The organism is Pseudomonas sp. WS 5412, assembly GCF_012985615.1.
Classification (GTDB): domain Bacteria; phylum Pseudomonadota; class Gammaproteobacteria; order Pseudomonadales; family Pseudomonadaceae; genus Aquipseudomonas; species Aquipseudomonas shahriarae.
Map to the genome: position 1 here is coordinate 137,547 of NZ_JAARMB010000002.1, position 26,629 is coordinate 164,175.

General features: G+C 62.8%; 24 protein-coding genes. 8 read left to right on the forward strand and 16 right to left on the reverse strand.

Features of this window, described 5'->3' with window-relative positions:
* Positions 1-342: 342 nt before the first annotated feature.
* Genes HBR94_RS03600 through HBR94_RS03615 form a run of 4 tightly spaced genes read left to right on the forward strand, consistent with a single transcriptional unit; the run spans position 343 to position 4,978 of the window.
* The gene (locus HBR94_RS03600; RefSeq protein ID WP_115128368.1) at positions 343-1,050 is read left to right on the forward strand and encodes an ABC transporter ATP-binding protein; all 708 of its coding nucleotides are present in this window, start codon (positions 343-345) and stop codon (positions 1,048-1,050) included.
* Positions 1,047-2,246 carry an ABC transporter permease gene (locus HBR94_RS03605; protein ID WP_170044164.1) on the forward strand — a complete coding sequence of 400 codons (1,200 nt, stop codon included), beginning with the start codon at positions 1,047-1,049 and terminating at the stop codon, positions 2,244-2,246. Before HBR94_RS03600 ends, HBR94_RS03605 begins: the two co-directional genes overlap by 4 nt.
* Positions 2,239-3,720, forward strand: coding sequence for a TolC family protein (locus HBR94_RS03610; protein WP_057959328.1), 1,482 nt, complete (start codon positions 2,239-2,241; stop codon positions 3,718-3,720). The genes HBR94_RS03605 and HBR94_RS03610 overlap by 8 nt, the downstream gene beginning before the upstream one ends.
* Positions 3,710-4,978: an HlyD family efflux transporter periplasmic adaptor subunit gene (locus HBR94_RS03615; RefSeq protein WP_057959327.1), complete on the forward strand. Its 1,269-nt coding sequence runs from the start codon at positions 3,710-3,712 to the stop codon at positions 4,976-4,978. The genes HBR94_RS03610 and HBR94_RS03615 overlap by 11 nt, the downstream gene beginning before the upstream one ends.
* A gap of 832 nt (positions 4,979-5,810) precedes the next feature.
* On the opposite strand, the gene HBR94_RS03620 is transcribed toward HBR94_RS03615, so the two are convergent.
* Complete coding sequence (locus HBR94_RS03620) at positions 5,811-7,232, reverse strand: FAD/NAD(P)-binding protein (RefSeq protein WP_170044165.1); 1,422 nt, start codon at positions 7,230-7,232, stop codon at positions 5,811-5,813.
* Between the two features lie 483 nt (positions 7,233-7,715).
* Here HBR94_RS03620 and HBR94_RS03625 point away from each other — a divergent pair, with 483 nt between their 5' ends.
* Entirely contained in the window at positions 7,716-8,798 is a 1,083-nt protein-coding gene (locus HBR94_RS03625) for a major royal jelly family protein (RefSeq protein ID WP_262383358.1), read from the forward strand.
* Between the two features lie 35 nt (positions 8,799-8,833).
* Entirely contained in the window at positions 8,834-9,715 is an 882-nt protein-coding gene (locus HBR94_RS03630; protein ID WP_170044167.1) for a glycine betaine ABC transporter substrate-binding protein, read from the forward strand.
* A gap of 160 nt (positions 9,716-9,875) precedes the next feature.
* On the opposite strand, the gene HBR94_RS03635 is transcribed toward HBR94_RS03630, so the two are convergent.
* Positions 9,876-10,529 carry an oxygen-insensitive NAD(P)H-dependent nitroreductase NfsB gene (locus HBR94_RS03635; protein WP_057440983.1) on the reverse strand — a complete coding sequence of 218 codons (654 nt, stop codon included), beginning with the start codon at positions 10,527-10,529 and terminating at the stop codon, positions 9,876-9,878.
* A 148-nt stretch (positions 10,530-10,677) separates the two neighbouring features.
* Positions 10,678-11,100 (reverse strand): ester cyclase, encoded by a 423-nt coding sequence (locus HBR94_RS03640; protein ID WP_057959316.1) that lies wholly within the window; start codon positions 11,098-11,100, stop codon positions 10,678-10,680.
* Positions 11,101-11,231: 131 nt separating this feature from the next.
* On the opposite strand from HBR94_RS03640, the gene HBR94_RS03645 reads away from it, so the two are divergent.
* On the forward strand, positions 11,232-12,125 hold the full coding sequence (locus tag HBR94_RS03645; protein ID WP_170044168.1) for a LysR family transcriptional regulator: 894 nt from the start codon (positions 11,232-11,234) through the stop codon (positions 12,123-12,125).
* Between the two features lie 10 nt (positions 12,126-12,135).
* Here HBR94_RS03645 and HBR94_RS03650 read toward each other — a convergent pair whose 3' ends face one another.
* The 3 genes from HBR94_RS03650 to HBR94_RS03660 all read right to left on the reverse strand — a co-directional run bounded on the left by HBR94_RS03650 (position 12,136) and on the right by HBR94_RS03660 (position 15,729).
* Entirely contained in the window at positions 12,136-13,068 is a 933-nt protein-coding gene (locus HBR94_RS03650) for a p-hydroxyphenylacetate 3-hydroxylase reductase component (protein ID WP_115128375.1), read from the reverse strand.
* Positions 13,069-13,131: 63 nt separating this feature from the next.
* Positions 13,132-14,301: a p-hydroxyphenylacetate 3-hydroxylase oxygenase component gene (locus HBR94_RS03655; RefSeq protein ID WP_170044169.1), complete on the reverse strand. Its 1,170-nt coding sequence runs from the start codon at positions 14,299-14,301 to the stop codon at positions 13,132-13,134.
* A 336-nt stretch (positions 14,302-14,637) separates the two neighbouring features.
* Complete coding sequence (locus HBR94_RS03660) at positions 14,638-15,729, reverse strand: NADH:flavin oxidoreductase/NADH oxidase (protein WP_057440973.1); 1,092 nt, start codon at positions 15,727-15,729, stop codon at positions 14,638-14,640.
* 58 nt (positions 15,730-15,787) lie between these two features.
* Here HBR94_RS03660 and HBR94_RS03665 point away from each other — a divergent pair, with 58 nt between their 5' ends.
* Entirely contained in the window at positions 15,788-16,123 is a 336-nt protein-coding gene (locus tag HBR94_RS03665; RefSeq protein ID WP_057440971.1) for a helix-turn-helix domain-containing protein, read from the forward strand.
* 43 nt (positions 16,124-16,166) lie between these two features.
* Here HBR94_RS03665 and HBR94_RS03670 read toward each other — a convergent pair whose 3' ends face one another.
* The 10 genes from HBR94_RS03670 to gspH all read right to left on the reverse strand — a co-directional run bounded on the left by HBR94_RS03670 (position 16,167) and on the right by gspH (position 26,627).
* Entirely contained in the window at positions 16,167-17,012 is an 846-nt protein-coding gene (locus tag HBR94_RS03670) for a transporter (protein ID WP_170044170.1), read from the reverse strand.
* An 87-nt stretch (positions 17,013-17,099) separates the two neighbouring features.
* Complete coding sequence (locus HBR94_RS03675) at positions 17,100-19,199, reverse strand: PQQ-dependent dehydrogenase, methanol/ethanol family (protein WP_170044171.1); 2,100 nt, start codon at positions 19,197-19,199, stop codon at positions 17,100-17,102.
* Positions 19,200-19,312: 113 nt separating this feature from the next.
* The gene (feaR, locus tag HBR94_RS03680) at positions 19,313-20,254 is read right to left on the reverse strand and encodes a transcriptional regulator FeaR (RefSeq protein WP_057440965.1); all 942 of its coding nucleotides are present in this window, start codon (positions 20,252-20,254) and stop codon (positions 19,313-19,315) included.
* 80 nt (positions 20,255-20,334) lie between these two features.
* A complete protein-coding gene (locus tag HBR94_RS03685; RefSeq protein WP_170044172.1) occupies positions 20,335-22,899 on the reverse strand; it encodes an EAL domain-containing protein in 2,565 nt (854 codons plus the stop codon).
* Between the two features lie 118 nt (positions 22,900-23,017).
* Complete coding sequence (locus tag HBR94_RS03690) at positions 23,018-23,680, reverse strand: general secretion pathway protein GspN (protein WP_170044173.1); 663 nt, start codon at positions 23,678-23,680, stop codon at positions 23,018-23,020.
* Entirely contained in the window at positions 23,677-24,108 is a 432-nt protein-coding gene (gene gspM, locus HBR94_RS03695; protein WP_170044174.1) for a type II secretion system protein GspM, read from the reverse strand. Before gspM ends, HBR94_RS03690 begins: the two co-directional genes overlap by 4 nt.
* Entirely contained in the window at positions 24,105-25,214 is a 1,110-nt protein-coding gene (locus tag HBR94_RS03700; protein WP_170044175.1) for a GspL/Epsl periplasmic domain-containing protein, read from the reverse strand. Before HBR94_RS03700 ends, gspM begins: the two co-directional genes overlap by 4 nt.
* Positions 25,215-25,228: 14 nt before the next feature.
* Positions 25,229-25,819 (reverse strand): prepilin-type N-terminal cleavage/methylation domain-containing protein, encoded by a 591-nt coding sequence (locus tag HBR94_RS03705; RefSeq protein ID WP_057440954.1) that lies wholly within the window; start codon positions 25,817-25,819, stop codon positions 25,229-25,231.
* Positions 25,816-26,181, reverse strand: coding sequence for a type II secretion system protein (locus tag HBR94_RS03710; RefSeq protein ID WP_057440952.1), 366 nt, complete (start codon positions 26,179-26,181; stop codon positions 25,816-25,818). The genes HBR94_RS03705 and HBR94_RS03710 overlap by 4 nt, the downstream gene beginning before the upstream one ends.
* Entirely contained in the window at positions 26,178-26,627 is a 450-nt protein-coding gene (gspH, locus tag HBR94_RS03715) for a type II secretion system minor pseudopilin GspH (RefSeq protein ID WP_169989783.1), read from the reverse strand. Before gspH ends, HBR94_RS03710 begins: the two co-directional genes overlap by 4 nt.
* Positions 26,628-26,629 lie beyond the last annotated feature (2 nt).

Genomic DNA, 26,629 nt, shown 5'->3' on the forward strand with positions numbered 1-26,629 from the left:
GGGGAAATATGTTTTAAAAAAAAATTTGATTTTTTATACCGGGGCGGATGCTTGAAAGCAAGTAGTGACACTGCACCATACTATCCAAGCGCGTTGCCGCTCGCCCTGTAAACGGCTTGCCCAGGGCAGGACCAGGCGTTTTCCAGCCACCGGTATAGGCTCTGCCACCAGAACAACCGCTCTATTTCTGTGGCTGGCGAAGCTGTGGCATCACAGTTACTATTCAAACAATGTTTTTAAAAAAAGAATAAAAACCAGCTATTGGCAATCGTGACGCAGGCCCTGAAGATGTTACAACGATTTTCAGGAGCAAGCCGGATAGCCGCAGCGCAAGGCGTAGTCATGATGACAGATACTCCAACGCTCCCAGGCTTTATTTCTCTGCAAGGCATCGGCAAAAGCTACCAATTGGCCGGACAGCACCTGGCCATTCTCAATGACGTCAGCCTCTCTATCACCCGCGGAGAAAGCTGCGGCATTCTCGGGGCTTCGGGCTCCGGCAAAAGTACCCTGCTCAATATCCTCGGCCTGCTGGACCTGCCCGACTGCGGCGCCTATCACTTTGCCGGCCATGACATTTTCCACGCCACGCCGGATCAACTGGCCGCGATCCGCAACCAACAGATCGGCTTTGTGTTCCAGAGTTTCAACCTGCTGCCGCGCCTCAGCGCCCTGGACAACGTTGCCCTGCCCCTGGGCTATCGCGGTGTGTCGCGCCAGGAGTCGGTGGCGCGGGCCCTGCATATGCTGGAGCAAGTTGGGCTGGCCGAACGGGCCCATCATCGCCCCGCCGACCTGTCCGGTGGCCAGCGCCAGCGGGTGGCGATTGCCCGCGCGCTGGTGGGCGCGCCGGCAGTGATTCTGGCCGACGAACCCACCGGCAACCTCGACAGCCACACCGCCCAGGACATCATGGACCTGCTGCTGGCCCTGAACCACGATCAAGGCGTCACGCTGATCATCGTCACCCACGACCCGCATATCGCCGAACGCCTGGATCGCCAGATCCTGGTGCGCAACGGCGTGGTCCACGAGGCAGAGTGCGTATGAGCCTGCGGGTCGAACAGAGCCTGAGCCAGTTGTTGCATGAAGCCTTTGTCAGCCTGCGCACCCTGGGCAAGCGCTCGATCCTGGCCCTGCTGGGGATCGTCATCGGCAGTTCATCGGTAGTCGCACTGATCAATATCGGACATAACGCCGCCGAAGATGCCGCGATGATTTTCAAGGACATGGGCACCGACACCCTGGTGGCGCAGTTCCCGCCCAAAGGCAACAGCAATGCGCACATGCCCACCCACCTCGATCTACAAGCCGTACGCCAGGCCGTGCCGGGCATCGCCCACATCGGCGCGATTTCCTCATTCAGCGGGCCGGTGGTCTTTCATGGCCGCACCACCAACGCCGGCTTGATTGGCAGCACCCCTGGCCTCAAGGATGCGATGCGCCTGGCGCTGCGCGAAGGGCGCTTCCTGTCCGAGTTCGACAGCGGCGAAACCTACGCGGTGGTCGGCGACCAGATCGCCCAGGCGTTAAGCACGCCCGGTGACCCGCTGCGCCTGGGCGATCGGGTGCGGGTCAACGACTACCTGTACCTGGTCATCGGCATCCTGCAGAACCAGCCGCGGTCGATGCTGATTCCGGTGCAAACCAACGAGTCACTGTTCATCCCGGCAGCCGGTATGCGCCGTATCTATTCCTCGCCGCAGGTTGGCAGCGTGGTCCTGCGCGCAGCAGCCGGCCAGGACATGGAGCGCATCGCCGCCGAGACCACCAAGGCCTTGGGCGCGCAACTTACCGAGCACACCGTCGAGATCCAGATCCCCCAGCAAATGATCGACGGCATGACCCGGCAAAGCCGCACCTTCGCCTATCTGTTGCTGGCCCTGGGCGCCATCTCCCTGGTGGGCGGTGGGGTCGGGGTGATGAATGTGATGCTGATGAACGTTTCGGAGCGCCGCCGGGAAATCGGCATCCGCATGGCCCTCGGCGCTCGTCAGCGCGACATCCGCAACCTGTTCCTGCTCGAAGCCGTGACCCTCACCGCCGTCGGCGCCCTGTGCGGCGCGGTGCTGGGCATGGGGGCCGCCTATCTCTATGCCTGGCTGTCGGGCTGGCAGTTTTCCCTGGCGGTGTCGGCCCTGCCCCTGGGCGTGGGCAGCACCTTGCTGGTGGGATTGTTTTTCGGGATCTACCCGGCAGTCTCGGCGTCACGCTTGCAGCCGGTGGAGGCCCTGCGCGATGAATAAACCCCTGCTGTGGCTGATTGCCCTGGTGAGCCTGCCCTGCGTGGCCGCCGATATCGTGATCCGCCCTTCGGCGCCGACCACCACCCGCAGCGGCTATGAGCACAGTGTCTCGCTCAATGCCCAGCTCACCACCCTGACCCTGGGCGACGCGGTGTACCTGGGCCTGCGCAACAACCCGGCGATTCGCAGCGCCTACCTGCAACGAGTGGCGCAGAAGTTCGACTTGCGAGTGGCCGAAGATGCCTTCAACCCCAAGCTCGTGCTCAACAGTGCCTACCGCACCACCCAGGGCAGCGACGACCGCGCCCGCAATGCCAACCTGTCACCCACCACCAGCTTGCTCGGCGAGTACGGTACCCGCCTGAGCATGGGCTGGACCCAGCAACTGAACAACGCCAACCATGCCGGGCGCTACCGCAGCGACGGCCTGGACCTGGCCATCATCCAGCCGCTGATGCGTGGCGCCGGCTGGGATGCCACCACCGCCCCGCTACGGCTGTCACGCCTGTCCGAGCAAGCCAACCGCCTGAACCTCAAAGCCAACGTCGCGCAGACCATCAGCCAGATCATCGCCACCTACCGCGACTTGCTGCGTGCCCAGGAGCAACTGAGCATCGCCCAGGAAGCCCTCAAGCGCTCCAATACCCTACTGGACGTGAATAAGGCCTTGATCAATGCCGGGCGCATGGCCGAGTTCGAAATCGTGCAGACCGAGGCCGACATCGCCTCCCAGCAACTGGGGGTCGAGGAAGCCCAGAACCAACTGGACATGAGCCGCCTGGCGTTGCTGCGCCTGCTGGCCCTGGACCTGGCGACCCCGATCCGTGCCACCGAAGCCCTGGAGGCCACGCGCATGGACATCGACAAGCGTGAGGCCTTTAACCTGGCGCAGAACCAGCAGCCCGAATACCTTTCGGCGCTGCTGGGCAGCCAACAGGCCGACCTCAACCTGGTGCTGGCCAAGGATTCCGGGCGCTGGCAGGTCGACCTGGTGGGCGGCGCCAATCAGATCCGCGCCAACACCGACAACGACGCGGGCAGTACCAGCAATCGGCGCTGGGACAGTTATGCCGGGGTCCAGGTGCGCATTCCCATCGGCGATATCAGTACCCGCCAGGCCGAAGTGCGCGCACGGGTCAATGTGGAGAACCAGGCCATCCTGATCACCGATGCGCGCCAGGAACTGGAGCGTAGCGTCAATAACGTGGTGCGCGACCTTGGCACCCGCTGGCGCCAGTATGAAATTGCACAGCGGGCGGTGGAACTGTCCCGGCGCAAGATCGAGATCGAACGGGACAAGCTCGGCGCCGGGCGCTCCACCAACTTCCAGGTCCTGAGTTTCGAAGCGGACTTGCGCAACGCCGAAAACGCCCGCCTCAATGCCCTGATTGCTTACCTGAATGCCCAGACCCAGCTCGACCTGACGCTGGGCATGACCTTGGAAAGTTGGGAAATCGCCCTCAATGACTACTAAAAAAGCCCTGCTGGGCGTTGCACTGCTGATACTGCTGGGCGCTGGCGGATTCGCGCTGCTCAGTCGCCCAACGCCTGCCGCCGATCAGACCGGTACGGCCGAGCAATGGCTGGAGGTCAAGCGCGAAGCCCTGGTGCACCAGATCGGCCTGGTGGGCAAGATCGAACCGGACACCACCGTCACCCTGACAGCCCCCTTCGACGGCAATGTGCAGGCCAACCTGGTGGAACAGGGGCAACGGGTCGAAGCCGGCCAGGTTCTGTTACGCATGGACCCCGCCACCCTCGAAGTGCAACTGCGTGAAGCGCTCTCCGCCCAGCTCAAGGCCCGGCGGACCGTGCAGGAAATGCAGGACTGGGACAGCGGCCCCACCGTCAGCCGCGCCCGACGCAGCCTGCGCACCTCGCAAATGAGCGCCGACAACACCCAGCGCAAACTGGTTGAAAGCGAGAACCTGTTCAAGCGCGGCATCATCCCACGCAACGAACTGGACGACCTCAAGCAACAGGCCCAGCAGCAACAGTTGGACCTGACCGCCGCCCGCAGTGAACTGCAACAGGCCCTTGATCAGGGCAAGGGTGAATACCGCCAGATTGCAGACATGGAATTGACCAACGCCACGGTCAAGTACGACGCCCTGCGCAAACTGCTCGAAGGTCAGGAGGTCAAGGCGCCGTTTTCCGGGATCGTCGTGCCGCCACCGGGCAGCGCCACCCCGCAAGGCAGCGGCAACAGCAACGCGCCGGTACAGGCGGGCAGCAAGGTCAGCCAGGGCCAGGTGTTGTTCGGGCTGGCCAATATCGAACGCCTGAAGATCGTCGCCAAAGTCTCGGAGCTGGATATCAACCAGCTGCATCAGGGCCAGCCGGTGGAAGTCATGGGCGACGGTTTCGATGGCGAGCACCTGAGCGGCTCGGTCAGCGTGGTCAGCGGCCTGGCGATCGCCAATGACAGCCAGGGCAGCGCGCAATTTCCGGTAACCCTGTCGATTCCCAAACTGACCGAGAAACAACTGCAAAGGGTCCGCCTGGGCATGAGCGCGCGCCTGACCGTCGTGACCTACAACAATGACCAGGCGATCATCGTGCCTGCCCAGGCGATCAGCCATGATGCCGGGACCATGAGCGTGGAGTACCGCGCGGCAATGGACCAGCCGGTGGAACGGATGACAGTCACCACGGGCCAGTCTACCGCCCAAGGCGTAGAGGTATTCGGGCTCAAGCCCGGGTTTGTCAGGCTGGATGCAGCCCCAAGATAAACGTAGATCCAAAATGTGGGAGTTGGCTTGCCTGCAATGGCGGTGGGTCAGCCGCCCGGAACAGTGACTGAACTGCCGCCATCGCGGGCAAGCCCGCTCCCACAGGGGATCTGCGCGGAGCAGATAATTTTGGCCCCACCACAAATCAAAGGTGGGAGTTGGCTTGCCTGCGATGGCGGTGGGTCAGCCGCCAAAAACAGTGACTGAACTGCCGCTTTCGCGAGCAAGCCCGCTCCCACAGGGGATCTCACTGAGGCAGAGAATATTGGCCCCACCACAAATCAAAGGTGGGAGCTGGCTTGCCTGCGATGGCGGTGGGTCAGCCGCCAAAAACAGTGACTGGACTGCCGCTTTCGCGAGCAAGCCCGCTCCCACAGGGGATCTGCGCGGGGCAGAGAATTTTGGCCCCACCACAAATCAAAGGTGGCAGCCGGCTTGCCTGCGATGGCGGTGGGTCAGCCGCCAGGAACAGTGACTGGACTGCCGCTTTCGCGAGCAAGCCCGCTCCCACAGGGGATCTCACTGGAGCAGATAATTTTGGCCCCACCACAAATCAAATGTGGGAGCTGGCTTGCCTGCGATGGCGGTGGGTCAGCCGCCAGGAACAGTGACTGGACTGCCGCTTTCGCGAGCAAGCCCGCTCCCACAGGGAATCTCACTCAGGCAGATAATTTTGGCCCCACCACAAATCAAATGTGGGAGCTGGCTTGCCTGCGAAGGCGGTGGGTCAGTCGCTAGAAACGGTGACTGAGATGCCGCTATCGCGAGCAAGCCCGCTCCCACAGGGGGCCTTGTCGGCCGGGCGATTTTGGATGCACCACAGCTCCCACCTTTAGAGTTGCGCCAGCTTTAGCGCCAGTGCCTTGGCCTGAAGCGCCACATCCGTCACCGCCGTGCTCTCCCACCACATACCGCGCAGCGGCGGGCCCATGGCGAAGAGTCGCTCACTCACAACGCCGTGCTCATCCAGTACCGCACCCGAGGCATCCGCCGCTATCCCCAATGCCAAGGGCCCGGGTTTGATCAAGCCGCGTGCCAGTAATTGCCTGGGCAACGGCCGGGCCACGCGGCGCCAGTCGTATTCGATCCCGCTGGAGTTGATTAACGCCGCGCCACTGAAGTGGGTGGTGTGCTGTTCGCCACGACGGCGCAGGCGCAGGGTCACTTCGCCGTTTACCGTGGGCTCCAGACCCAGGAACGAGGCCGCGTGGATACGCAGGCGCCCCTCCCCGTGCAGGCGCGCCAGCAGTTCGGCGCTCAGGGGTGGCGAGCGATGATGATGGCTCTCCCACCAGGGCCGCACATGGCGCACGAACTGGCGTTTCTCGCGCTCGCTGGCCTGGCTCCACAAACGACCGATATGGGCGCGTACGGTGTCCAGCGGTGCTTGCCAGTCGATGCCCTGGGCCAGGGCTTTCTGGCATTCGCGGCGCACTGCCCGCAGTAATTGCAGTGGGCTGCGCAGGCCATGATCATCGGCGAGAAAGTCCGCCCACGTCGGGGGTTGCCGGCGCACATGGGGCAACAGGCCATGGCGCGAAAAGATCTCGATCGGCCCGCGATGGCCAGCCTGTTCCAGTGACACCACGGCGTCGACCATGGTCAGGCCGGAGCCGATGATCAATACCGTGGCGTGTGGGTCCAGTTGCGTCATGGCGCGCACATCCCACGGGTCAACCGCCGCCGCATTCACACCACTGGAGTGGGTTTGTGGCGTGCGCGCCGCCGGAAACATCCCGGTGGCCAGTACGGCCCGGGCACCGCGCAGTGCCTGGCCATCATCCAGGGTCAGGCGCACGCCGCCCGGCTCTACCTGCACGTCGATGACCTCGGCGCGAATATGCTCCACGGTTGACGCCGATCCCGCCCGAGCCTGCGCCAGCCGCTGTTGCGCGTACACGCCAAAGATCCCCCGGGGTGGAAACAGCTCGCTGACCGGCACGTGCTGCTGGTCCGATTCCGGCCAGCCGCCGGCGGCGATGTACTCGCTCAACCAGTGGGTCAAGTCATCGGCGTTGTCCGGGTCCACACTCATGCGCGCCGCATTGCCATTGAGGGTGTGTCCCAGCTCCACCGCGCTATAGGCTTCGCCTCGCCCCAGTTCCGTGCGCGGCTCGATCACCAGAACCTTCCGTGTGCCGGGCAAACGCAACAGCTGCACGGCCAGCAGCGTGCCGCTCAGGCCCCCGCCGATGATCAGCACATCGGCGTTGCGGATGGCCTTTGTCGCCTGTCCGCGTTCGGTTTCACTCATGCAAATACGCCCTTACTGGTTGCCCGAAGAATGCTCATGCCATCGCCTGCGCCGGTGTAAACCCGCGTGCAGAGCGACGTGGATGCGTTAGTTATATAGCCAGGTGCGCTCCGTTGCACGAGTTACGCCAAGATTGAGAACTCCATGATTCCTCACTTTGCGACAGCTCCATAGCCATGCCACACACGGTTAACCAGCAAATTGTTGATTGACTGTTGGCGGGCGAACAGTGGCGCATGCAACCGCAGATTTACCTGGAACCGCCGCAAATCAAGGCTCAAACGCCCTGCACTTTCTCGATTGCGATGAAACTGTTAGCGCCATTCGTGGGTTTTTCCATGGACCGGGAACGCACACCATGGGCTGCAACGCGCCCCTTCCTGCGGATTCCCGGAGCTTTTCATGCACTTCAAGCACTCCTTTATCTGGTCTGCCCTGGCCTTGTCGATTGCCATCAGCAGCCAGGCGGCTCAGGCCCAACCGATGCCCAGCGAGCAAACCATTGGCACCCTCGAGCAGGTGTTCGCCTTCCACGACGCCATGCCCACCGGCGTCAGCGTTGCCGAAAACGGGCGGATCTTTGTCAATTTTCCACGCTGGGGCGACGCGGTGCCGTTCACCGTGGGTGAACTGCGCGATGGCCAGGTCGTGCCCTACCCTGACCTGGCTATGAACCAAGCCGATCCGAAAGACCCGGCCAAGGGTTTTATCAGCGTGCAAAGTGTGGTGGCCGATGGTCGCGGGCGGATCTGGATACTGGACACTGCCGCCCCCGGTTTCGCCTCGCCAACGCCGGGCGGCGCCAAGCTGGTAGCCGTCGATCTGGCCACCAACAAAGTGGTCAAGACCCTGGTGTTCCCGAAAAACGTGATGCTGCCCAGCACCTACGTCAACGATATGCGTTTTGACTTCCGGGTGGGCGATGAAGGGGTGATCTACATCACCGACTCTTCCCTGAGCGGCCCCGGGGCGATCATCGTCATGGACATTGCCAGCGGCACTGCCCTGCGCCGACTCAGCGGTGCCACCTCGACCTCGGTAGACCCGAACTTCGTGCCCAAGGTTGAAGGCCAGGTCTTGCAGGTTCGCAACACCGACGGCAGCACCCGTCCGTTTGCGGTAGCGTCCGATGGCATCGCCCTGTCCGCTGACGGCCAGACGCTGTACTTCTGCCCGCTGTCCAGCCGCCATCTGTACTCGGTACCCACCGCGTTGCTGCGCGACACCTCGGTCAGCGAAGCGCGGCTGGATATGGCGGTCAAGGACCTGGGGGAAAAAGGCGCTTCCGATGGCCTCGAAGCCGATGCCTCCGGCGCCCTGTATGCCGGCGACTACGAACACAACAGCGTGCGCAAACGCCTGGCGGATGGACAGTGGCAGACCATCGTCCACGCCCCGCGTGTGCTCTGGCCCGACACCCTGTCCATCGGGCCGGACGGCTACCTGTACTTCATGGCCAACCAGTTGCATCGCCAGGGCATCTTCCACGCAGGTCGCGACTTGCGCCAGAAGCCCTACAGCCTGCTGCGCGTGAAGATTGATGCAGCGCCGGCCCCCACCCTCTAGCTCCGTGATCAGCCGCTGCTCTTGAAGGAAGCAACATGCGCAGAACCCCACCCCGGCGCCCAGCAAAAACGCCGACCGTGACCCACCAGGACTTTTCCCTGGCCAATATCGCCAACGGCTCGCGTGTGGTGCGCCTGGGCGTCACCGATCTGTCCTTCCATCGCGCCACTGCCGCCGTGGTGGCGCTGGTCCTACAGCGCATGGGCCTGACTGTCGAACGGCAATATGCCCTGCACGAAGTGAATTTCGAGCGCTTGCGCGAAGGCACCATCGACATGTTGGCCTCGGCCTGGCTGCCATGCAGCCATGGCGTGTACCGACAGGCCGTGCCCGCCCGTGAGCTGGGCCTGCATTACCAACCCTATGCCATGTGGGGCGTGCCCGACTATGTAAGCGAGGCTGACGTGGCCTCCATCGACGACCTGCGCAAACCCGAGGTTCGCGCGCGCATGCACCCGCTGATTCAGGGCATTGGGTTGGGTGCGGGAATTACCCGGTTTTCCCTGAAAATCATGGATGAGTACGGCTTGAGCGACGCCGGCTACCAATTCCGCACCGGCACTCAGGACGATTGCATCGACGCTTTTGAGGCCCTGTATCGCCAAGGGCACTGGGGCATCGTGCCCTTGTGGCATCCGCAGTTCCTGCACCACCGCTACCGTATCCGCGAACTGAAGGACCCCAGGGGGTTGCTCGGTAATGTGGATCGGGCAGTGCTGCTGGCACGGGAAGATCGCCTGGCGTTGCTGACCCGGGCAGAGATTCAGGTGCTGGATAATATTCGTCTGTCGAACCCGATCGTTGCCGAGCTGGATGATGCATTCAATCGGGGTGAACGCTCGGCGGATGAGGCGGCCAGGGAGTGGCTGGCGCGCCATCCGCAGAGGCTGCGCGGATGGCTGGCACCGGTGAGCTGACAGCAAGCTTGGAGCCTATGGCTTATTGTGCGTAGCAGTCGCATTTTAGGGCCGCTTCGCGCCCCAACGGGAGCAAGCTCCCTCGCCACAGGTTACCGATTGCCTGCACCCTCTCTTAGCTGAACGGCAAGCGGGTTTGCCCCGCTCGCCACTGCCCCCCTTAGATAAATTCGAACAACACCGGCGCCGGCAAGCGGGACTTGGGCAGGCCCGCATTAAAATCCTCATGGCTGTGGTAACCCACACTCACCACCACCAGGCTGGTAAAGCCGCGCTCGCGCAAACCCAGTTCGGCATCCAGCGCCTTACTGTCAAAGCCTTCCATGGGCGTGGCATCCAGGCCCAGGGCAGCAGCGCCGAGCAACAGCGTGCCCAGGGCCAGATAAGTCTGCTTTTCCATCCAGTGTTGCAGGTCTTTGTAGTCATAACGATGCAGATCGACAAACCGCCGCCGGCCTTTGTCCTGCCCGGCCTTGGCCTGCTCATCCACAAAACGCCCATCGCTGGCTTCTTGCTCCAGCAGCGCCTGCAGGTACTCCTCGGGCATCTGGGTACGCGTGCAGAGCACAATCACATGGGAGGCATCGAGGGTCTTCGCGCGATTGAACTCAAAACCACCCTGCATACTGTCCGCAATCCGAGCTTTACCCTCGTCTTCGTGGGCAATGACAAAGTGCCAGGGCTGCGAGTTGACGGAAGACGGGCTGTTGCGCAGTTGTTCCAGCAGCAATTCAATGGTTGCCACGGGAATCTTGCGCGATGAATCGAAGAGTTTGGTTGTATAACGACGCTTGGACAGGCTTACCAGATCCATAAAAGGACTCCAATCAAAATAGGCAAAAACAGCGAGTCCATCGTTACCCTTCGCCCCGCCGAGAAAAACCGCCCGCACGCGTCAAGAGTTTCACTGGCACAGTGAAAGTGCGTTATGCGCCTGCGTCCCTGCAGGGGAATCGCCCGGGTCAGTCGTACTCGACAATCCCCAGTTGCTTGGCCATGAACAGCTCATTGCGCTCGACGATTTCCTCGACCACTTTGCCTTCGGCATTGAACCGGAAGTACGTCAACGCGCTCCAGGTCAGGTCTTTGCCGCTCACATCAAAACCATGCCAGGTGTTGGAACCCTTGGCGTGATGCATCAACGCAACCACCACCACATCACCGGCCACCACTTCTTTCTGGAAGGTTGTCGCGATCGACTCGTAGCGCTCGGTCACGTTCAGGCGCAAGGCCTGTTTGAACGGTTCGACACCGACGATAGGCGCCGGACAATCGGGGCGGTGAACCACCACATCGTCGGCAAAAAATTCCGCTACGCGCTCAACATCCTTACCGTCGACGCAATACTTGAAGTACTTTTTCACCACATCCAGATGCTTGCTCATTTCGACTCCAATCAAGTTTTTCCCTGCACTCAACGGCTAGACTGGCAGGGGCAAAAAAAGCTTAACGGTCGGCATACACCTGAAAAATGCTGTAACTGGAAAACACCCTTGCGCGCAGTGGAGCAATGCTGATGGATCGCTGGACCGAATATGAGTTGTTTGTAAAGGTCGCGGAGCTGGGCAGCGTGACCAAGGCCGCAGACGCCCTGGACCTGTCCAGTGCGGCGGCCAGCCGGCACTTGGCGGCACTGGAGAATCGCCTGGGCGTGAGGCTGATCGAGCGCAGCACCCGGCGTTTGTTCGTCACCGAGGTCGGCAAGGTGTTCTACACCAACGCCAAGGCAGCCCTCACGGCGATGCAAGGCGCGACCGAGGCCGTCAGCGCGAGTAAAAACCACCCCCATGGGGTGTTGCGTGTGACTGCATCCTTATCCCTGTGCCTGCAACATATCCTGCCGCTGGTGCCCCAGTTCAAGGAGCAGTACCCGGATGTACGCCTGGATATCGTGGCCGAGAACCGCTACCACGACATCATTGACGACAACATCGACGTCGCCCTGCGCACCCGTGACAGTGAGCCGGACTCCAGCCTGGTGATCCGCCGCCTGACCGATACCCGACGCATACTGGCTGCCTCGCCGGACTACCTCGAGCGCTGCGGCCGCCCGCAACATCCGCAGGCGTTGGCCGAGCATCAACTGTTGCTCTACACCTACGCCACCGATCCCTATGAGCTGACGTTCCAGCGCGAAGACCAGACCATCAAGGTGCCCGCCACTCCGGCGCTGGAATCCAACGACGGCTATCTGTTGCGCGCGGCCGCGCTGCAGGGCCAAGGCATCCTCGCGCAACCCACTTATGTGATCCACGACGATATCGTCGCCGGGCGCCTGGTGCCGATCCTCAGCGACTGGAGCCTGCCTCGCCTGGAAATCAACCTCGTCTACCCCTCACGACGCCACCTGCCGGCCAAGACCCGGGTGTTTATCGACTTTATCGTCAAAGAATTCCAACACCTGGATTGACCCGTCGCGCTCAGTGCCGGATCACTGCTTTGAGTACCGTCTTGAAGGTCTCCAGTTGCTCCTCGCTGAATTGGCTGAAGACCGTGTCCTGCTGCTCTCGGGCGATGGTCCACAACGACTCGGTTTCGTCGATGCCCTTGGTGGTGAGCTTTACCCGGTCCTGATCATCGCGTACCAACGCCTTGCGCTTGAGGTTGTTCACCGCCTCTTCGATCTCGCGCACCGGCATTGCCACTTCGCGCTGCAACTCGGCCAGGCTCAGGCCGGCATCGTTCTCCAGCACCATCAGCATCCGCGCTTCACTGGTGCGCAGGCCGGTGGACAGTTGGCGGGGCTGGTAGCTGGCCTGATAGGCCCGAAGCGCCTGGGTCATCAGGTAATAGAGGTTATGGCTCAGGCGCCCCTGGAAATGGCTGCTCGCTGGCTGGCCCTCCTCACGGCGGGTCATGCGGGTGTGCGGCAGGACCATGGAATACGCGCCCTGGTGATAGAGCAACGGTGAGCGGCCGCAGTCGTCGAAGGCCACCACTTTGCCAATCATGATCCAGTGATCACCCCCATCGACCTGCTGGTACTTCTCACACTCAAAGCGTGCCGAACAGTCGGCCAACACCGGCGCCCCGCCCGCACCCGCCTGGTATTCGATCTCGGCAAAACGGTCCTCCCGGGGCCGGGCAAAGTTGTTCGACAGGTCAATCTGATCGGCCGCCAGTACATTCACCGCAAAGTGCGTGGCGGCTTCAAACACGGCGTGGCTGGTGGAGCGTTTGTCGATGCTCCAGAGAATCAGCGGCGGGTCCAAAGACACCGAGTTAAAACTGTTGGCGGTGACACCGACCTTGCGCCCGCTGGCGTCGGCGGCGGTGACCACGGTGACACCGGTGGCAAAATTGCCCAGGGCACGGCGAAAGGCGCGGGTATCGACTTGGTTTTCAATAGACATGCAAGACTCCCGGACAGGCTGAAGGCCCTGCCCTGATTATTCTTATAGGTAAGCGTAGCGTGCTCAGACCATCGCCGGGTCAGGCTCCAGGCCCATCAATTCGCGCCCGAGAATCTGTGCGCAAACGTCATAGTCGGTGTAGGCATGGGCGCCGGCGAGGTGAACGTCGCGGAACAGGCGCTGCAGTTCGTTGGTTTCAAACCAGGCGCCACCGCCCGCCGCCTCCATCAGGCGATCCACCGCCTGGATGCACATTTTAGTGGCGTAGCCCTGGTTGGTCCGCCAGAACGCCAGGGTGCCGCGGCTTGGATATTCATGGCGCTCGCTGTGCTCGGCGATCTCGTCCCAGCTTTTTTCCAGCAAGGCGCGTGCGGCGGCCACCTGGTGAGTAGACTCGGCCAGACGCATCAACGCAGGGGTCGCGGCGCCGACGGCCGCACCGGTGTAGGCGCGCACACGGTTTTTGGTTTTTTCGCGGAACACCTCGAGCATGCGCTCGGCGACTCCCAGGCCGACGGTGGAGAAACCACTGGCAAAATACGGACGGTACGGGGCGAAGAAAATCCTGCTGTCGGGGTACAGGCCGAAGCCCGCCGACTTGCCTTCCATCATGTCCTTGGCCTTCTGGATACGGTGCTCGGGCACGAAAGCCTGATCGACGATCAGGGTCTTGCTGCCGCTGCCACGCATGCCCACGGCATACCAGTCGTCACGAATCTGATAGTCACTGCGCGGCAGTACCGCGAAGCAGTAATCCTGGGTGCCTTCGGCGTTTTTGCGGCGAAAGCCCATGATCGCCCATTCGGCGTGGTCACAGCCCGAACTCCAGCCCATCTCACCGCTGAAGGTCACGCCACCCGGCACTTCTTCGGTACGCCCGAATGGCGCGATGCTGCTGCTGGCGGTGGCGTCGGGGTCGATGCCCCAGACCTCGTCCTGCAACTTGACCGAGAACATAGCCATCTGATGGCTATGGGTACATAGCAGGCTCATGGCCCACGCGGTGCTTGCGCAAGCGCCGGCCAGCAAAGCGATGCACTGGGCAAACTGCGGCAGGGAGATTTCCATGCCTCCGTACTTTTTCGGCAAAAATGCCCGGTGCATGCCGATGCCCTTGAGCAACGCGATGTTCTCGGCAGGTACGCTGCGATCTTTCTCGGCGGCGAAGGCATTGGCAGCAATGGCGGGCAAGACCGACTTGAGGTCTTCCAACAGAGGGTTTGGCTTTTTCATGGGTGCTCTCTTTATTATTGGATATCCCCATTCCTGGCCTGCCTGCGCCCTGCTCACTCGGCAGGAGGCTTGAAACAACCGGGAACGTTCGTAAAGACACGCCCAGTATGTGGCGCTTGGTCGCAGCGCAACATGCACGTTCCGGATGGAAGATTGTACTTTTCATGGCCCACAAAAAAGCCGTCGCAGAGGCTGCGACGGCTGAGTAAAGACTCTCCAATGTGGGAGCTGGCTTACCTGCGATAGCGCTGGATCAGTCGATATATGGATCGCCGACAGGACGCCATCGCAGCCTCGCTAAAGCTCGACAGCTCCCACACACAACACGGTCACCCCTTAGCGATAGCGCTCAAGCCAATGCGCGTAAGGCGCCGGCAGGGTCCAGGAAGCCTTGTCCACCCCCAGTTCCTTGGCGGCGAAGTATGCCCAGTGTGGGTCGGCCAGGTGCGCACGGCCCACGGAAACCAGGTCGAGATGACCGGCCTGCAACGCCCCTTCGGCCAGTTGCGGTGTACCGAAACCCCAGGCCGACGTGACCGGCAGACCGGCTTCGCGGCGTACGCGCTCGGCAATCGGCCCCATAAACGCTGGCCCCCAAGGGATATTGGTGTCGGGGATGGTGAAGCCGACACTGACGCTCAACAGGTCCAGGCCGCCGTCCTTGAAACGACGGGCCAGTTCGATGGACTCACACAGGGTCTGTTCGTCACGCCCGTCATATTCGAGCACCCCGAAACGCGCGGTCAGCGGCAGGTTTTCCGGCCAGACTTCACGCACGGCGGCCAGGGTTTCCAGGAGGAAACGGCTGCGGTTGTCGAAGCTGCCACCGTAGGCATCGGTGCGCTGGTTGGAGTGCTCCGAGAAAAAGCTCTGGCCCAGGTAACCGTGGGCGAAATGCAGTTCGATCCACTCAAAACCGGCGTCACGGGCACGGCGTGCGGCTTGAACGAAGTCCTGTTGCACCCGGGCGATATCCTCCAGGGTCATGGCCTGGGGGACTTTCGGCAGGTTCGCGCCAAACGCGATCGCCGAGGGTGCCAGGGTTTGCCAGCCACGGGCATCGTCGGCGGCAATATGGTCGTCGCCTTCCCATGGGCGGTTGGCACTGGCCTTGCGCCCGGCGTGGGCGATCTGGATGCCGGGCACCGCGCCTGCCGCCTTGATCGCTTGCACCATGGGCACAAAGGCTTGGGCATGGGCATCGCTCCAGATACCCGCGCAACCCGGCGTGATCCGACCTTCGGGAGCCACGGCGGTGGCCTCGACCACCACCAGGCCGGCGCCGCCACGGGCCAGGCTGGCGAGGTGGACGTGATGCCAGTCATTGACCATGCCGTCATCGGCCAGGTACTGGCACATCGGTGGAATGGCGATGCGATTGCGCAACGTAACGTCTTTGAGCTTGAAGGGTTCGAACAATGCAGACATGAAAAAGCTCCTGAAACGAGGGTGACGTTTGATTCGATAGTTCGATCTTAATCGAACTATGGTAAACAATGCCAGCCCTGTTATCATTCGGTTCATGCGAGCCTTTAAACACCCCTCCCCCGAAGACTTGACCCTCGAACGCCTGCTCTATGCGTTGAGTGACCCTGTGCGCCTGGACATCGTGCGCTGCCTGGCCGGCGTAGAAGAAGCCAGTTGCGGCGAGTTGGATGGCGGGCGGCCGAAGTCCAGCATGTCCCACCACTTCCGGGTTTTACGTGATGCCGGGCTGGTGCATACGCGCAGCGTGGGCACGACCCATATGAATTCGTTGCGGGCCGATGTGTTGGCCGAACGATTTCCCGGGTTGCTCGAAAGCATCCTCGCCCAACAATAAGACCGCGCTGTCTCGCCCCCCGAGACAGCGCCTACAGACAGCGTCAGTAGAAATACGCCAGGCGAAACTGCAGCGAATTGTCGATCTTCACCCCTTCGCGCACCGCCGTGTCATGCATCAATTGCCCCAGTACCTGTACCTGCTTGCCCAACATCGTGGCCACGGTGAAGCCCAGCGTGCCATTGCTGCGGCTGGTGGCCAGGGTTTCATGGTCCAGCGTCTCGCGGGCGCCCCAATTGTGCCGATAGGAGATGGCCGCGTAAGTCTCTGGAGTGAAGTTGTAGCGCAGGTGGTTGTGCAGTTGCAGCAGCGGATCTTTCTTGGCATCGGTGGCACGCTGTTCACCGTAGAACTCCGTCTCGGCAATCACATCCCAAGTGATTTTGTCGGTCAGCCCCTTGATATAGCCCACCTGGAAATCCAGGGCCCAGCGGTTGTTGCTCAGGGCAAAACCCTGGTCCTTGTCACTGCCCGTGGGCGCGGTGACAAACGCCGACCAGCCCAGGTGCTGGTTGTTGGCCAGGTCCGCGAGGGTCCACAGCGTGCCGCCAAACGTAATGTCGCCCAACCCTGAGTGCTTGCTGTCGCTGGCGCCGGTCTTCTGGTAGCCGAAAGGAATGACTATTTGCGGGTCCCAGGTCAGGCCGGTGTTGAAGAACTCGGTGAAGTGGATCAGGCGCAACACCCCGACGGTCATGTCCAGGTCAAGGTTGTCGGCGACTTTCTTGCCGCCCGAGTAAACCTTGTCGCCCCGTGGGTTCTGCTGGTACAGCACCACCACATCGGTGCCCTGGGGCAAGGCGGTATAGTCGCCGGGGTCCGGCTTGACGTCGGCGTGAGCCAATGGAACCAGGCTGAAGAGCAGGGTCAGGATGCTAAGTGTTTTCATGGCAAGTACCGTTATTGTTATTGGAGGCAACACTCGGCCATGACGACGTCAAAAGACGTCGCCCGGCACAGTTCAGACAAGGGGAGATCAGTGAATGGCGTTGAGGTCGGCCTGCAGATCCCGGGTGCGCTTGACCAGGTACTGGCGCAGCAACTCCATGTCTTCGCGCTGCAGAATGTCGGAGAAGTTCGGCATGCCCTTATTGATCAACGCGCCACTGACAAAGGCCGGAAATGCCGCGTGCTTGTTGTCATCCAGGTAACGCAGGTCGGGCACGACCCCGCCGCTGATCGCGTTCAGGCCATGGCAACCGGCACACAGGCCATTGAACATGCCACGCGCCTGCACCAGTTGCTCGGGGGTCGCCGTGAGTACCTGGCGGGTAGTCGGCAGTACCGGCGCGGCCTTGGGGGGTGGCAGCTCACCGGTGGCACCGAGCTTGAAGGCAATCACCCGCGACTCAGCGCGCACCTTGCCCTTGTTGGTCAGCGGGCCGGTCAACAGCGGCAGGATCCCGCCCCACCCCACGGAAAACGCCACGTACTGCTCGCCATTGACCGTATAAGTAACCGGCCCCGCCATCACCCCGGAGTTGGCCCGGTGCTCCCACAGCGGCTGACCGGTGTCGGCGCGATAGGCCACCACCCGCCCATCGGCCGTGCCCTGGAACACCAGGTTGCCGGCCGTGGCGAGGGTGCCGCCGTTGCCGGCGCTGACATAGGGTTGTTTCCAGGCCGCCTTCTGCTTGACCGGGTCCCAGGCGATCAACTCTCCGCTCCAAGCATCCCGGATCTGGTTGAGGACTTTCGGGTCTTCCGGCAGGTCCGGCACATCCAGGCCGAAGTTCACCACCGACTTGTTCGCCGGGAACTGCGGGGCCTTGGCCGCTTTCAACTCGGCCAGGGTGTACTGCGCCGGAATGTACACGTAGCCGGTTTTCGGGCTGTAGGACATGGGGTGCCAGTTATGCCCGCCAAGGAAACTCGGCTGCACCACCTTGGGTTCCTTGGAATAGTCCGCCGCGCCGGTAAGGATCGGCCGCCCAGTCTGCAGGTCGATGCCACTGGCCCAGTTCACCGGCACGAAATTCTTTGCCGACAACAGTTTGCCGTTGGTGCGATCCAGCACATAGAAAAAGCCGTTTTTCGGCGCCTGCATGATCACCTTGCGTACGCTGCCATTCATCTCGATATCGGCGAGGATCATGTGCTGGGTCGCGGTGAAGTCCCACTGGTCCTGCGGGGTGATCTGGTAGTGCCAGACGTACTCGCCGGTGTCCGGGCGCAGCGCCAGGATGGATGACACATACAGGTTGTCGCCCTTGCCATTGCTGCGGAACTGGTAGTTCCACGGCGAGCCATTGCCGGTGCCCACGTAAAGCAGGTCCAGTTGCGGGTCGTAGGCCATCGAGTCCCACACCGTGCCGCCTCCGCCCCACTTGACCCAGCCGTCACCGTCCCAGGTTTTCATGGCCTTGGCCATCGCCGCATTTTCCGGCGGCAGCTTGGGGTCACCCGGCACGGTGTAGAAGCGCCAGATTTGCTTACCCGTGTCGGCGTCATAGGCGGTGACATAACCGCGCACGCCAAATTCGGCGCCCCCGTTGCCGATCAATACCTTGCCCTTGACGATGCGTGGCGCGCCAGTAATCGAGTAGCTTTTGCTGCGATCAATGAGGGTGTCGACGCTCCACACCGGCTGGCCAGTGCCGGCATCCAGCGCAATCAAGCGCCCATCGAAACTGCCCACATAGACCTTGCCCTGCCACACCGCCACGCCACGGTTGACCGGACCGCAGCAGCCCTGGCCAAGGTTCTCGGCAGGGACCTTGGGGTCGTACTTCCACAACAACTCACCCGTGGCCGCATTGATCGCATAGACGATGCTGAAGGCACCCGTGGTGTACATCACCCCATCGACCACCAGCGGCGTGGCCTCGGTGCCACTGTCGATATCCAGCTTGGTGGTCCAGGCCATGCCCAGTTGGCCGACATTGCCGGCATTCACCCTGTCCAGCGGGCTGTAGCGTTGTTCATCGTAGGTGCGACCGTGGCTCATCCAGTTACCGGGCTCACGGTCGGCGGCGATGATGCGCGGCCCATCGACCTGGGCCGGCCCGGCCAAGGCCAGGGTGGCGAACGCGCTCAATAGCAGGGGCGTGCCCAACAGCAGGCTCCGTGTATTCATTGTTATTGTTCTCCAACATTAATCGACTCAGGCCACGCTATTAGAGGGTCTGCCACCTGCGGCCACTTGACTGAGGCTGCCAAAGCCCTTGGCATTCCCTGCCAAAGCGCGGCCTATAGCGGCTGCTGGCGAAAGTCCCGGGGCGCATGCTGGAAATGCCGCTTGAAGGCGCGACTGAAATGCGCGGCATCGACAAACCCCCACTTGAAGGCGATCTGGGTGATTGACTCATGCCGCAAATCCCGCGCACGCAGGTCCTGGGCCACCCGCTCCAGGCGGCGCTGCTGGATGTAGCGCGCGATGCTTTCATGCCGCTGCTCGAACAGCCGGTAGAGTTGGCGCACTGAGACATTCAGGTGCCGCGCCAGGTATTCGGGGCTCAATTCGGTCTCTTGCAGGGAGGCTTCCACCAGGCGCGTGGCCAGGCCATAAATGTCGTCCTGGCCCACGCAGGCAAAGCCCGGCTGGCCCTCAGCGCGCTCGTCCAGACCGGCAACCGCCAGGCCGATCAGGGCCTGCTCCACGGCCGGGCCATCGTTCTCGCCACCATAGCCTTCACTCAGTTGCGCATCCTCCAGGGAGCGCACCAATGCACGAATCATATGGGTGGCGACGCTGTTGCGCGCCAGCTTGCCAAACAGGCGCTGCTGGCCGAATTGCCGGGCGACCTCGGCGCGGGACAGATGCACCGAGATATTCTGCACCAGCCCCTGGGGCTCAATCTCGAAGGCCTGGGCCGAGTCCACCAGGGCGATATCGTCGGGCCCCAAGTCAATCACCCGGTGCTGCTGGCGGATGCGTTGATGGCCGCTGCCCTGCAGGATCAGAAAACAGTGGCGGTCATCGTCGCCATCGCCGTGGGTATGATGGCGGCTGATCAGCCCGGCATTGGTGCGGATGTGCGCCAACTCCAGGCCACACACGTCCTGGCCGTGGACGCTGCCAATAAACAGACTGTGTCGATCTGACTGCGCGGTGCTGAAATTGCCGCAGACTGCACGCAAGTCACGATTCCAGTTGGCGAACTCAACGCAAGGGTTGAACAAGGCAGGCATACCCCCTCCCACAGACCATTTATAGTTATATTGTTAACATATTATCTATATGCGGTCAGTGCAAGCAGGGTCAGGAGCGGCTAAGCAGTCCGGCCCGTGATCAGCGCGCCGATGGCCTGGGCATCCACCGGCACGCTGAGGTAGAAACCCTGCGCTTCATCGCACTGCACGTCCTTCAGCGCCGTGAGTTGGTCGAGGGTCTCTACGCCTTCGGCGGTCACCGTCAGCGAGAGCGCCCGGCCCAGGCCGACAATCGCCTGGATGATCGACTGATCGCCACCACCGGAGGTCAGGCCGCCGACAAAGCTGCGGTCGATCTTCAGCCCGTCGAAGGGGAATGAGCGCAGATAACTCAGCGACGAGTAGCCGGTGCCAAAGTCATCCATCAGCAAGCGCACGCCCAGGGCCTTGAGGCCTTGCATGATGCTCAAGGCGACTTTCTCGTCATTGAGCATCACACTTTCGGTCAGCTCCAGCTCCAGCCGCGCCGGGTTCAAGCCCGTCTCCAGCAACACCGCTTTGACCCGCGACACCAAGTGCCCACGCTGGAACTCGGTGGAGGACAGGTTGACTGAAATCATCACGTCGTCAGGCCAGCCCGCGGCCGTCTGGCAGGCCTCGTGCAGCACCCAGTTGCTCAACGGCAGGATCAGCCCGGTTTCCTCGGCGATGGGGACGAATACGTCGGGACCCAGCAGCCCGCGCCTTGGGTGCTCCCAACGCACCAGGGCCTCGGCACCGGCCAGGCGCTTGCCTTCAATGCGGTAGCGCGGCTGGAAATCCAGGCGCAGTTCGCCGTGCTTGATCGCCTGGCGCAAATCGGCTTCCAGTTGGCGCCGCTCAATGATGCGTGCGTTCATATCGCCCGCATAAAAGCGCCAGGTGTTACGCCCGCCTTCCTTGGCTTCGTAGAGGGCGATATCGGCATAGCGCAGCAACTCTTCGGCCAGGGTCGCGTCCGCCGGCGCCATGGCAATGCCAATGCTGGCACTGATAAACACTTCATGTTCGGTGATGTAAAACGGTTGTTCTATGCAGTCGATCAGGCGCCGACACAGGCCTTCCACCTCCAGCGGCGAGCTCACGCCCGCCACCACCAACATAAACTCATCGCCACCTATGCGCGCCACCAGATCATCCCCACGCAGGCAGCCCTGTAAACGCCGGGACACCTGGTTGAGTACATCATCGCCAGCCGCGTGCCCCAGCAGGTCGTTGACCGGCTTGAAGCGGTCAAGATCAATACTGAGCATGACCAACGGCCTTGCCAGGGTCGGCACCGCCTTGAGCTTGCCCTCGAGGAATTCCTGCATGCGCGTGCGGTTGGCCAGCCCCGTCAAGGCATCGTGTTGCGACAGATATTCAATACGCCGCCGGGCCTCGACCTCTTCGGTGATGTCGCTGGCGGTGCCTCGATAACCCTGGCCAGGTATCTCGCGCACCGACAGCCGGCAAATGCGTCGCTGACCCTCGCCAGACACATAGCTGCACTGCACGATGGCATTCGGGCGATGGGCGTGGTCCTTGAACCAGATGGCCAACAGGCCCTGATCAGAGGTCAGCAGCTGATCCACCGCCAGCCCCAGGCAGTTGGCCCCGACAAGGCCGGTAATCACATCAAAGCGCTCCGACAGGTAGGTAAACCGCAGTTGGGTATCGACTTCCCAGATCCAGTCGGACGCCGCTTCGGCCACATCACGAAAGCGCTCCTCGCTGACCGCCAGCGCCGCACGACTGGCTTGCAGGGTGGCGTAATTAAGGTCCATGAGCCGCGCGGCAGCGGTACTGCGGCGCTGGATAACCCAGGCCATCAAGGCAAAGATCAGGCCGGCAACTGTCACCAGCGGCACAACCAGCCCCAGCAACTGGCGCCCAGGATCCTCCGCGGTCCATTGCACAACACCTGCATTGTCCCTGAGGCTCAGGCTCGGTGCGCCCGCCGCCGCCCCGCCGGCCGGGGCGACCCGCAGACCTTGCACACCAAAATCCTCGCCCAGTGCAGCCAGCCGTTGCGGCGCCAGCTTGGCAATGAAGATCAACACCGAAGCGGGACCGCTATCGGCCTCTACGTTCGGATCGGTGCCAGGCGTCAGCGCAGCGGCGGCCAACACCGCCGGCATGCCATCGGCCTGTATCAGCCGGGTCACCGATTGGCTGTTGGTCGCGGCCTGCCGGGCCTGGGCCAGCAGGGGCTCGATCGGCAGGTGCAACCAGTCCTGCACGGCGACGCTCTGCAACTGGCCGTCAATCAGCGAATACACCGTGCGACCGGCTGGATCGACAACAAACACCCCCTGGAAACCGAAGTCGGAAAACAGCGTCGTGCCGATGTTTTGCCGGCCAAACGCCCAGTCCACATCCACCTTTTGATGCAGGTGTTCGTAGGCATCCCCCCAAAACGCATAGTCCTTGACCGTCGAACCAGCGACGCGCTCAACCGACAGCAGGGCGTTTTCGATATCAATGCGGCTGTGCTCGCCGGCATCGTGATTCAAGTGCTCGGCAATGGACACCAGCAACACCCCGACCAACAGAAACATGGCCAGTAGCAGCAGCGAACAGGCGAGCAGATAAGCCCGTGCAGTAGAAAGATTGGAAACCTTGCCTTGCAGCGACGACTTGGGGCCAACGTTGAGCTTTTCCATGAACGCTCCGGGCGCCAGGGCGCCCTAACAACCCGCACCGAAAATCACACCACGCACACGCAAGTGCGAGACTACCTGCCCATAGACAATAGACAGTTTTTGGTGATCCATCGAACCCTCAGGGTTTACCCAGCACCTTGCTGAACGCCTGGGCAGCGGGCTGCAGCCATCGCGCCTGCACCAATAGCGGAATCACGGCAGCCCCCGGCTCCACCTGCCCGTCTACTTGCAACCGCTGTGGCTTGGCTTCGACCTTGAAATGATGCTCGCCAGCCAGTTGCAGATCCGCTAGCAACTGCACCCCATCCCGGCACTGCAACTCGATCCGGGTATTGCCCAGCTTGACCAGCCACGGGTTCAACAGCGCCAGCTCGTGCCCCAGCAATTCACCTTCGGCCCGAAGGCAACTCATGCCCGCGCCATTGACCTGCAATCGCCCTTCCCAACGTCCGTCCAGCACGAACATCGGCGCGGGCAAGGCGCTGACCGCACGCGGTGCCATCTGCGCCTGCCAGTTCCACGGCCAGCCATGGATCGACAGCTCCCAGATGCGCTGTTGAAAGCCCAGGTTCACTTGCGCCGCCCACGGCCGGATCTTCCAGTCCACCGGCGCCAGGGCTCCGACGCGTGCCGCACGGCCAGTCCACAGGCTGCCCGAAACGCTGCCGGGCTGCCAGCCGGTCGGCCATGGCAACTGGCGGGCAACGAAGGCGGCCGGCAGCTCCAGCAGCACGGTCAGGCTGAACACCCAAATACCCCAGAGGATGACCGCGCGACTCATGGCCGCGCCGCCACTTCCAGGCTGAAGGCATAACCCTGGCCGCCGCCCTGCTCCAGGCTCCACTGCACGGGTCGCCCACCCTGCTCCTGCACGGTCCGTAGCAGCAGCTGCAGGGCCTGAGGTCCCGGCAGCTCGCCCTGCAATTGCCAGCGGTCGCCCTGCTGTTCAACGCGGGTCAGTACCCATTGGCGCGACACGGCCAGGGCCTGCCACTGCTCGTTGGAGAACGCCGCTGGCGGCACCAGCGCGCCGGCCTGTTGCGCCAACGCCTGCCACTGGCGGGCATCCTGCCAGGCCGCCAGCAGCGGCCGTGTCACCAGCACCAGCAACAACAGCCCGACGGTTGACCAGCCGGCCAACAGGCCATAGCGGCGCTTGGGCGGCAGTTGGTTGAAGTGGGCCAGGTACTCCAGCATCCGGGCTTTCATGGTTGTTCTCCCAGATCAAAACTCAGGTGCAGTTGACCGGCGACATGTTGCGCCTGGTCAGTCCATTGCGCGCCGGCAGCCTGGGCCATGGCCTGCCATTCGGCGGGCAGCGGCTGGGGGCCATTGCCGCGCAAGGCCAGGCGCCAACGGCTGCCGTCAAACTCGATGCGCGACACCGACCAGCCCGGTTGCTGGTGCAACCAACCCGAGAGCGCCTGCTCCAGGGCCACGATTTTTTGTTGACGCACCTGCCATTCGGTCGCCTCGCCCTGCACCCGCGCCAGGGCCGTACGCGCCTGTTGCGGGTTGTTGGCCGGCCCGGCCAGCGCCCTGACCTGGGCTTTCCAAACATCAACCTGGCGCAGACTCTGCACCAGATACACCGCACTCCAACACGCCGCCAGCACCACGCAACCCAGCAGCAAGTGTCGTTGTACGCGGCTCACCCGTGGCGCTCGCGGCCCCCGTGTACGCGTCGGCCGCATACCCTCCAGCACACTGGGCAACTGCTCCAGGCGCGCCAGGCGCGACGGCCAGTCGCCCTCGAGCGTCTCGCCAGGCAGGTCGCGCCAAGCCTGGGGCAAGCGCTCACCCAATACCGGCGGCCACACCAACCATTGCCGGGAATGCGCCTTGAGGCAACGCAGCGATTCGCGCCGCCACTCCACCACCTGCCCTGGCTCTGCTGGCGGCAACAACTGCAACTCCGCCCAGCCATGGGTAATCTGCAGCCCAAGCGCGGCGCACTCGGCCAGCCATTGCTGGACCTGCTCGCGTTGCATCACCAACAACTCAAGCTGCCCGGCCTCGCGGGACAGGCAGCTGACCAGCAACGCTTCGCCAGGCTGCTGCGCATACTCTTCAAACAACTGCGGCCACTCGTGGCGCTTGAGCCCCGGCGGCGCCGGCAGGCAGAAATGACTGCAATCGAGCGCTGGAATAATCAAGGCGCCCGGCAGTTGCAGCAGCGCCGACGGTGGCGGCCAGGCGCCGCTTGCGCAAGCCTGGTGCGCGCTGTAGTGCAACCACTGCCAACGGCCCTCGGCGGTGGCCGGCGGGCGCACCAGCAACCATTCCCGCGGTTTGCCCCGCAGACGCTCAAACATGCCTGCGCTCCGGCTCATGGCTGGGTATCGGGCAAGGCGAAAGTACAGACATAAGGGGCTCCATGGTGCTCGAACTCTATCCGCACGCCGCGATTGGGCTGGGCGGCAACAGTAGAAGGAAAGGCCAGCCAGCGCGTGCCTTGGTAAAAACTGAACGTGGCGCGCTCGACCGGCGCCAGTGACTCCTTGAGTTGCCAGCGCGGCTTGTCGGCGGCGTACAGGTCGGCCGAGACCAGCAGGTTCAAGCGCTGCTGGCGCGCATCGAACAGCAGGCGCTGACGTTGCACACGCGACGCGCCTTCTGCCGGCGGCCAGGCGCCCAGGGCCACCCACTGCAATTGCCCAAGGCTCGGCTGCCACTCCAGCCACGCCAGGTCCAGGGGCAAGCGCTGCTCGTACAACTGGCGCAACACCAGGCCATCGAAGCGGCGCTCCAGGGCCATGCAGAACTCCAATACCTGGGGTTCGCTGCCGGGCTCGTCCAGGCGCTCACGCACCTTGACCCAGCCATTGACCAAGGCCGCCAGCAACACCCCGACCACCGCCGTAAGGGCCATGGCTACCAACAGCTCAATCAGGGTCAGGCCACGCTGCGCCGCCTTCATGGGCGCACCAGGAACAGGCTGAACTGACCCAGGGGCTGACGCTGCTGGGGATCGGCAAATAAGCTCAACTCACCCCGGCGCAAGCGGTTGACCCCGGTGTTGCCCAGGGTCAGTTGCCAGTAACAGGTGGCAGGCCCCTGACGCAACTCGCCGCTCACCGCATTGATCTGCGGCCAGTACTGCTCCACGCCAAACCGCGTCTCCAGCTCCCGCGCGCACAAACTGCCCAGGCGATGTTGCGCGACCGCTTGATGGGTGGCGATGCGCTGGCGCAACAACTGGCTGACCATCACCGCCATCAACGCGGCAATCCCCAGGGCGACCATGACTTCGAGCAAGGTAAAACCGCGCTGGCGCTTCATGGCAGGGTCGCGATATGCAAGGTGTTGTCCGCTTGCCATTGCCAACGCTGGCGGCCCTCGGCCCAGCGCCAGGTGAGTGACACCGGGCGGGCCAGCCCCGACGGGGTGAACATCACCTGGGGCTCGCGGCTCACCGGCCAGTCAGGTTGCAAGCCGGCCGGCCAGGGCGCACCGCGCGAGGGTGCGACCTGCCACCCAGGCGCACCCCGCCCCACCTGCCAGCGCACGAACTCCGGGCTGCGGCCATTCCAGCGCAAGCCCAGCAACTGCCCGGCATGCCGCGCCTGGGCCGCCTGGCTGCGCGCCTCGCTGGCCAGTTGGGCCAGGGCCTGGCGCATCGGCGCCTGGCCAGCGTCCAGGTAGGCCACGCCCAAGGCACTGAACAAGCCGACGATCAACAACACCACCAGCATTTCCAGGAGCGAAAACCCGCGACTGCGCTGCATGC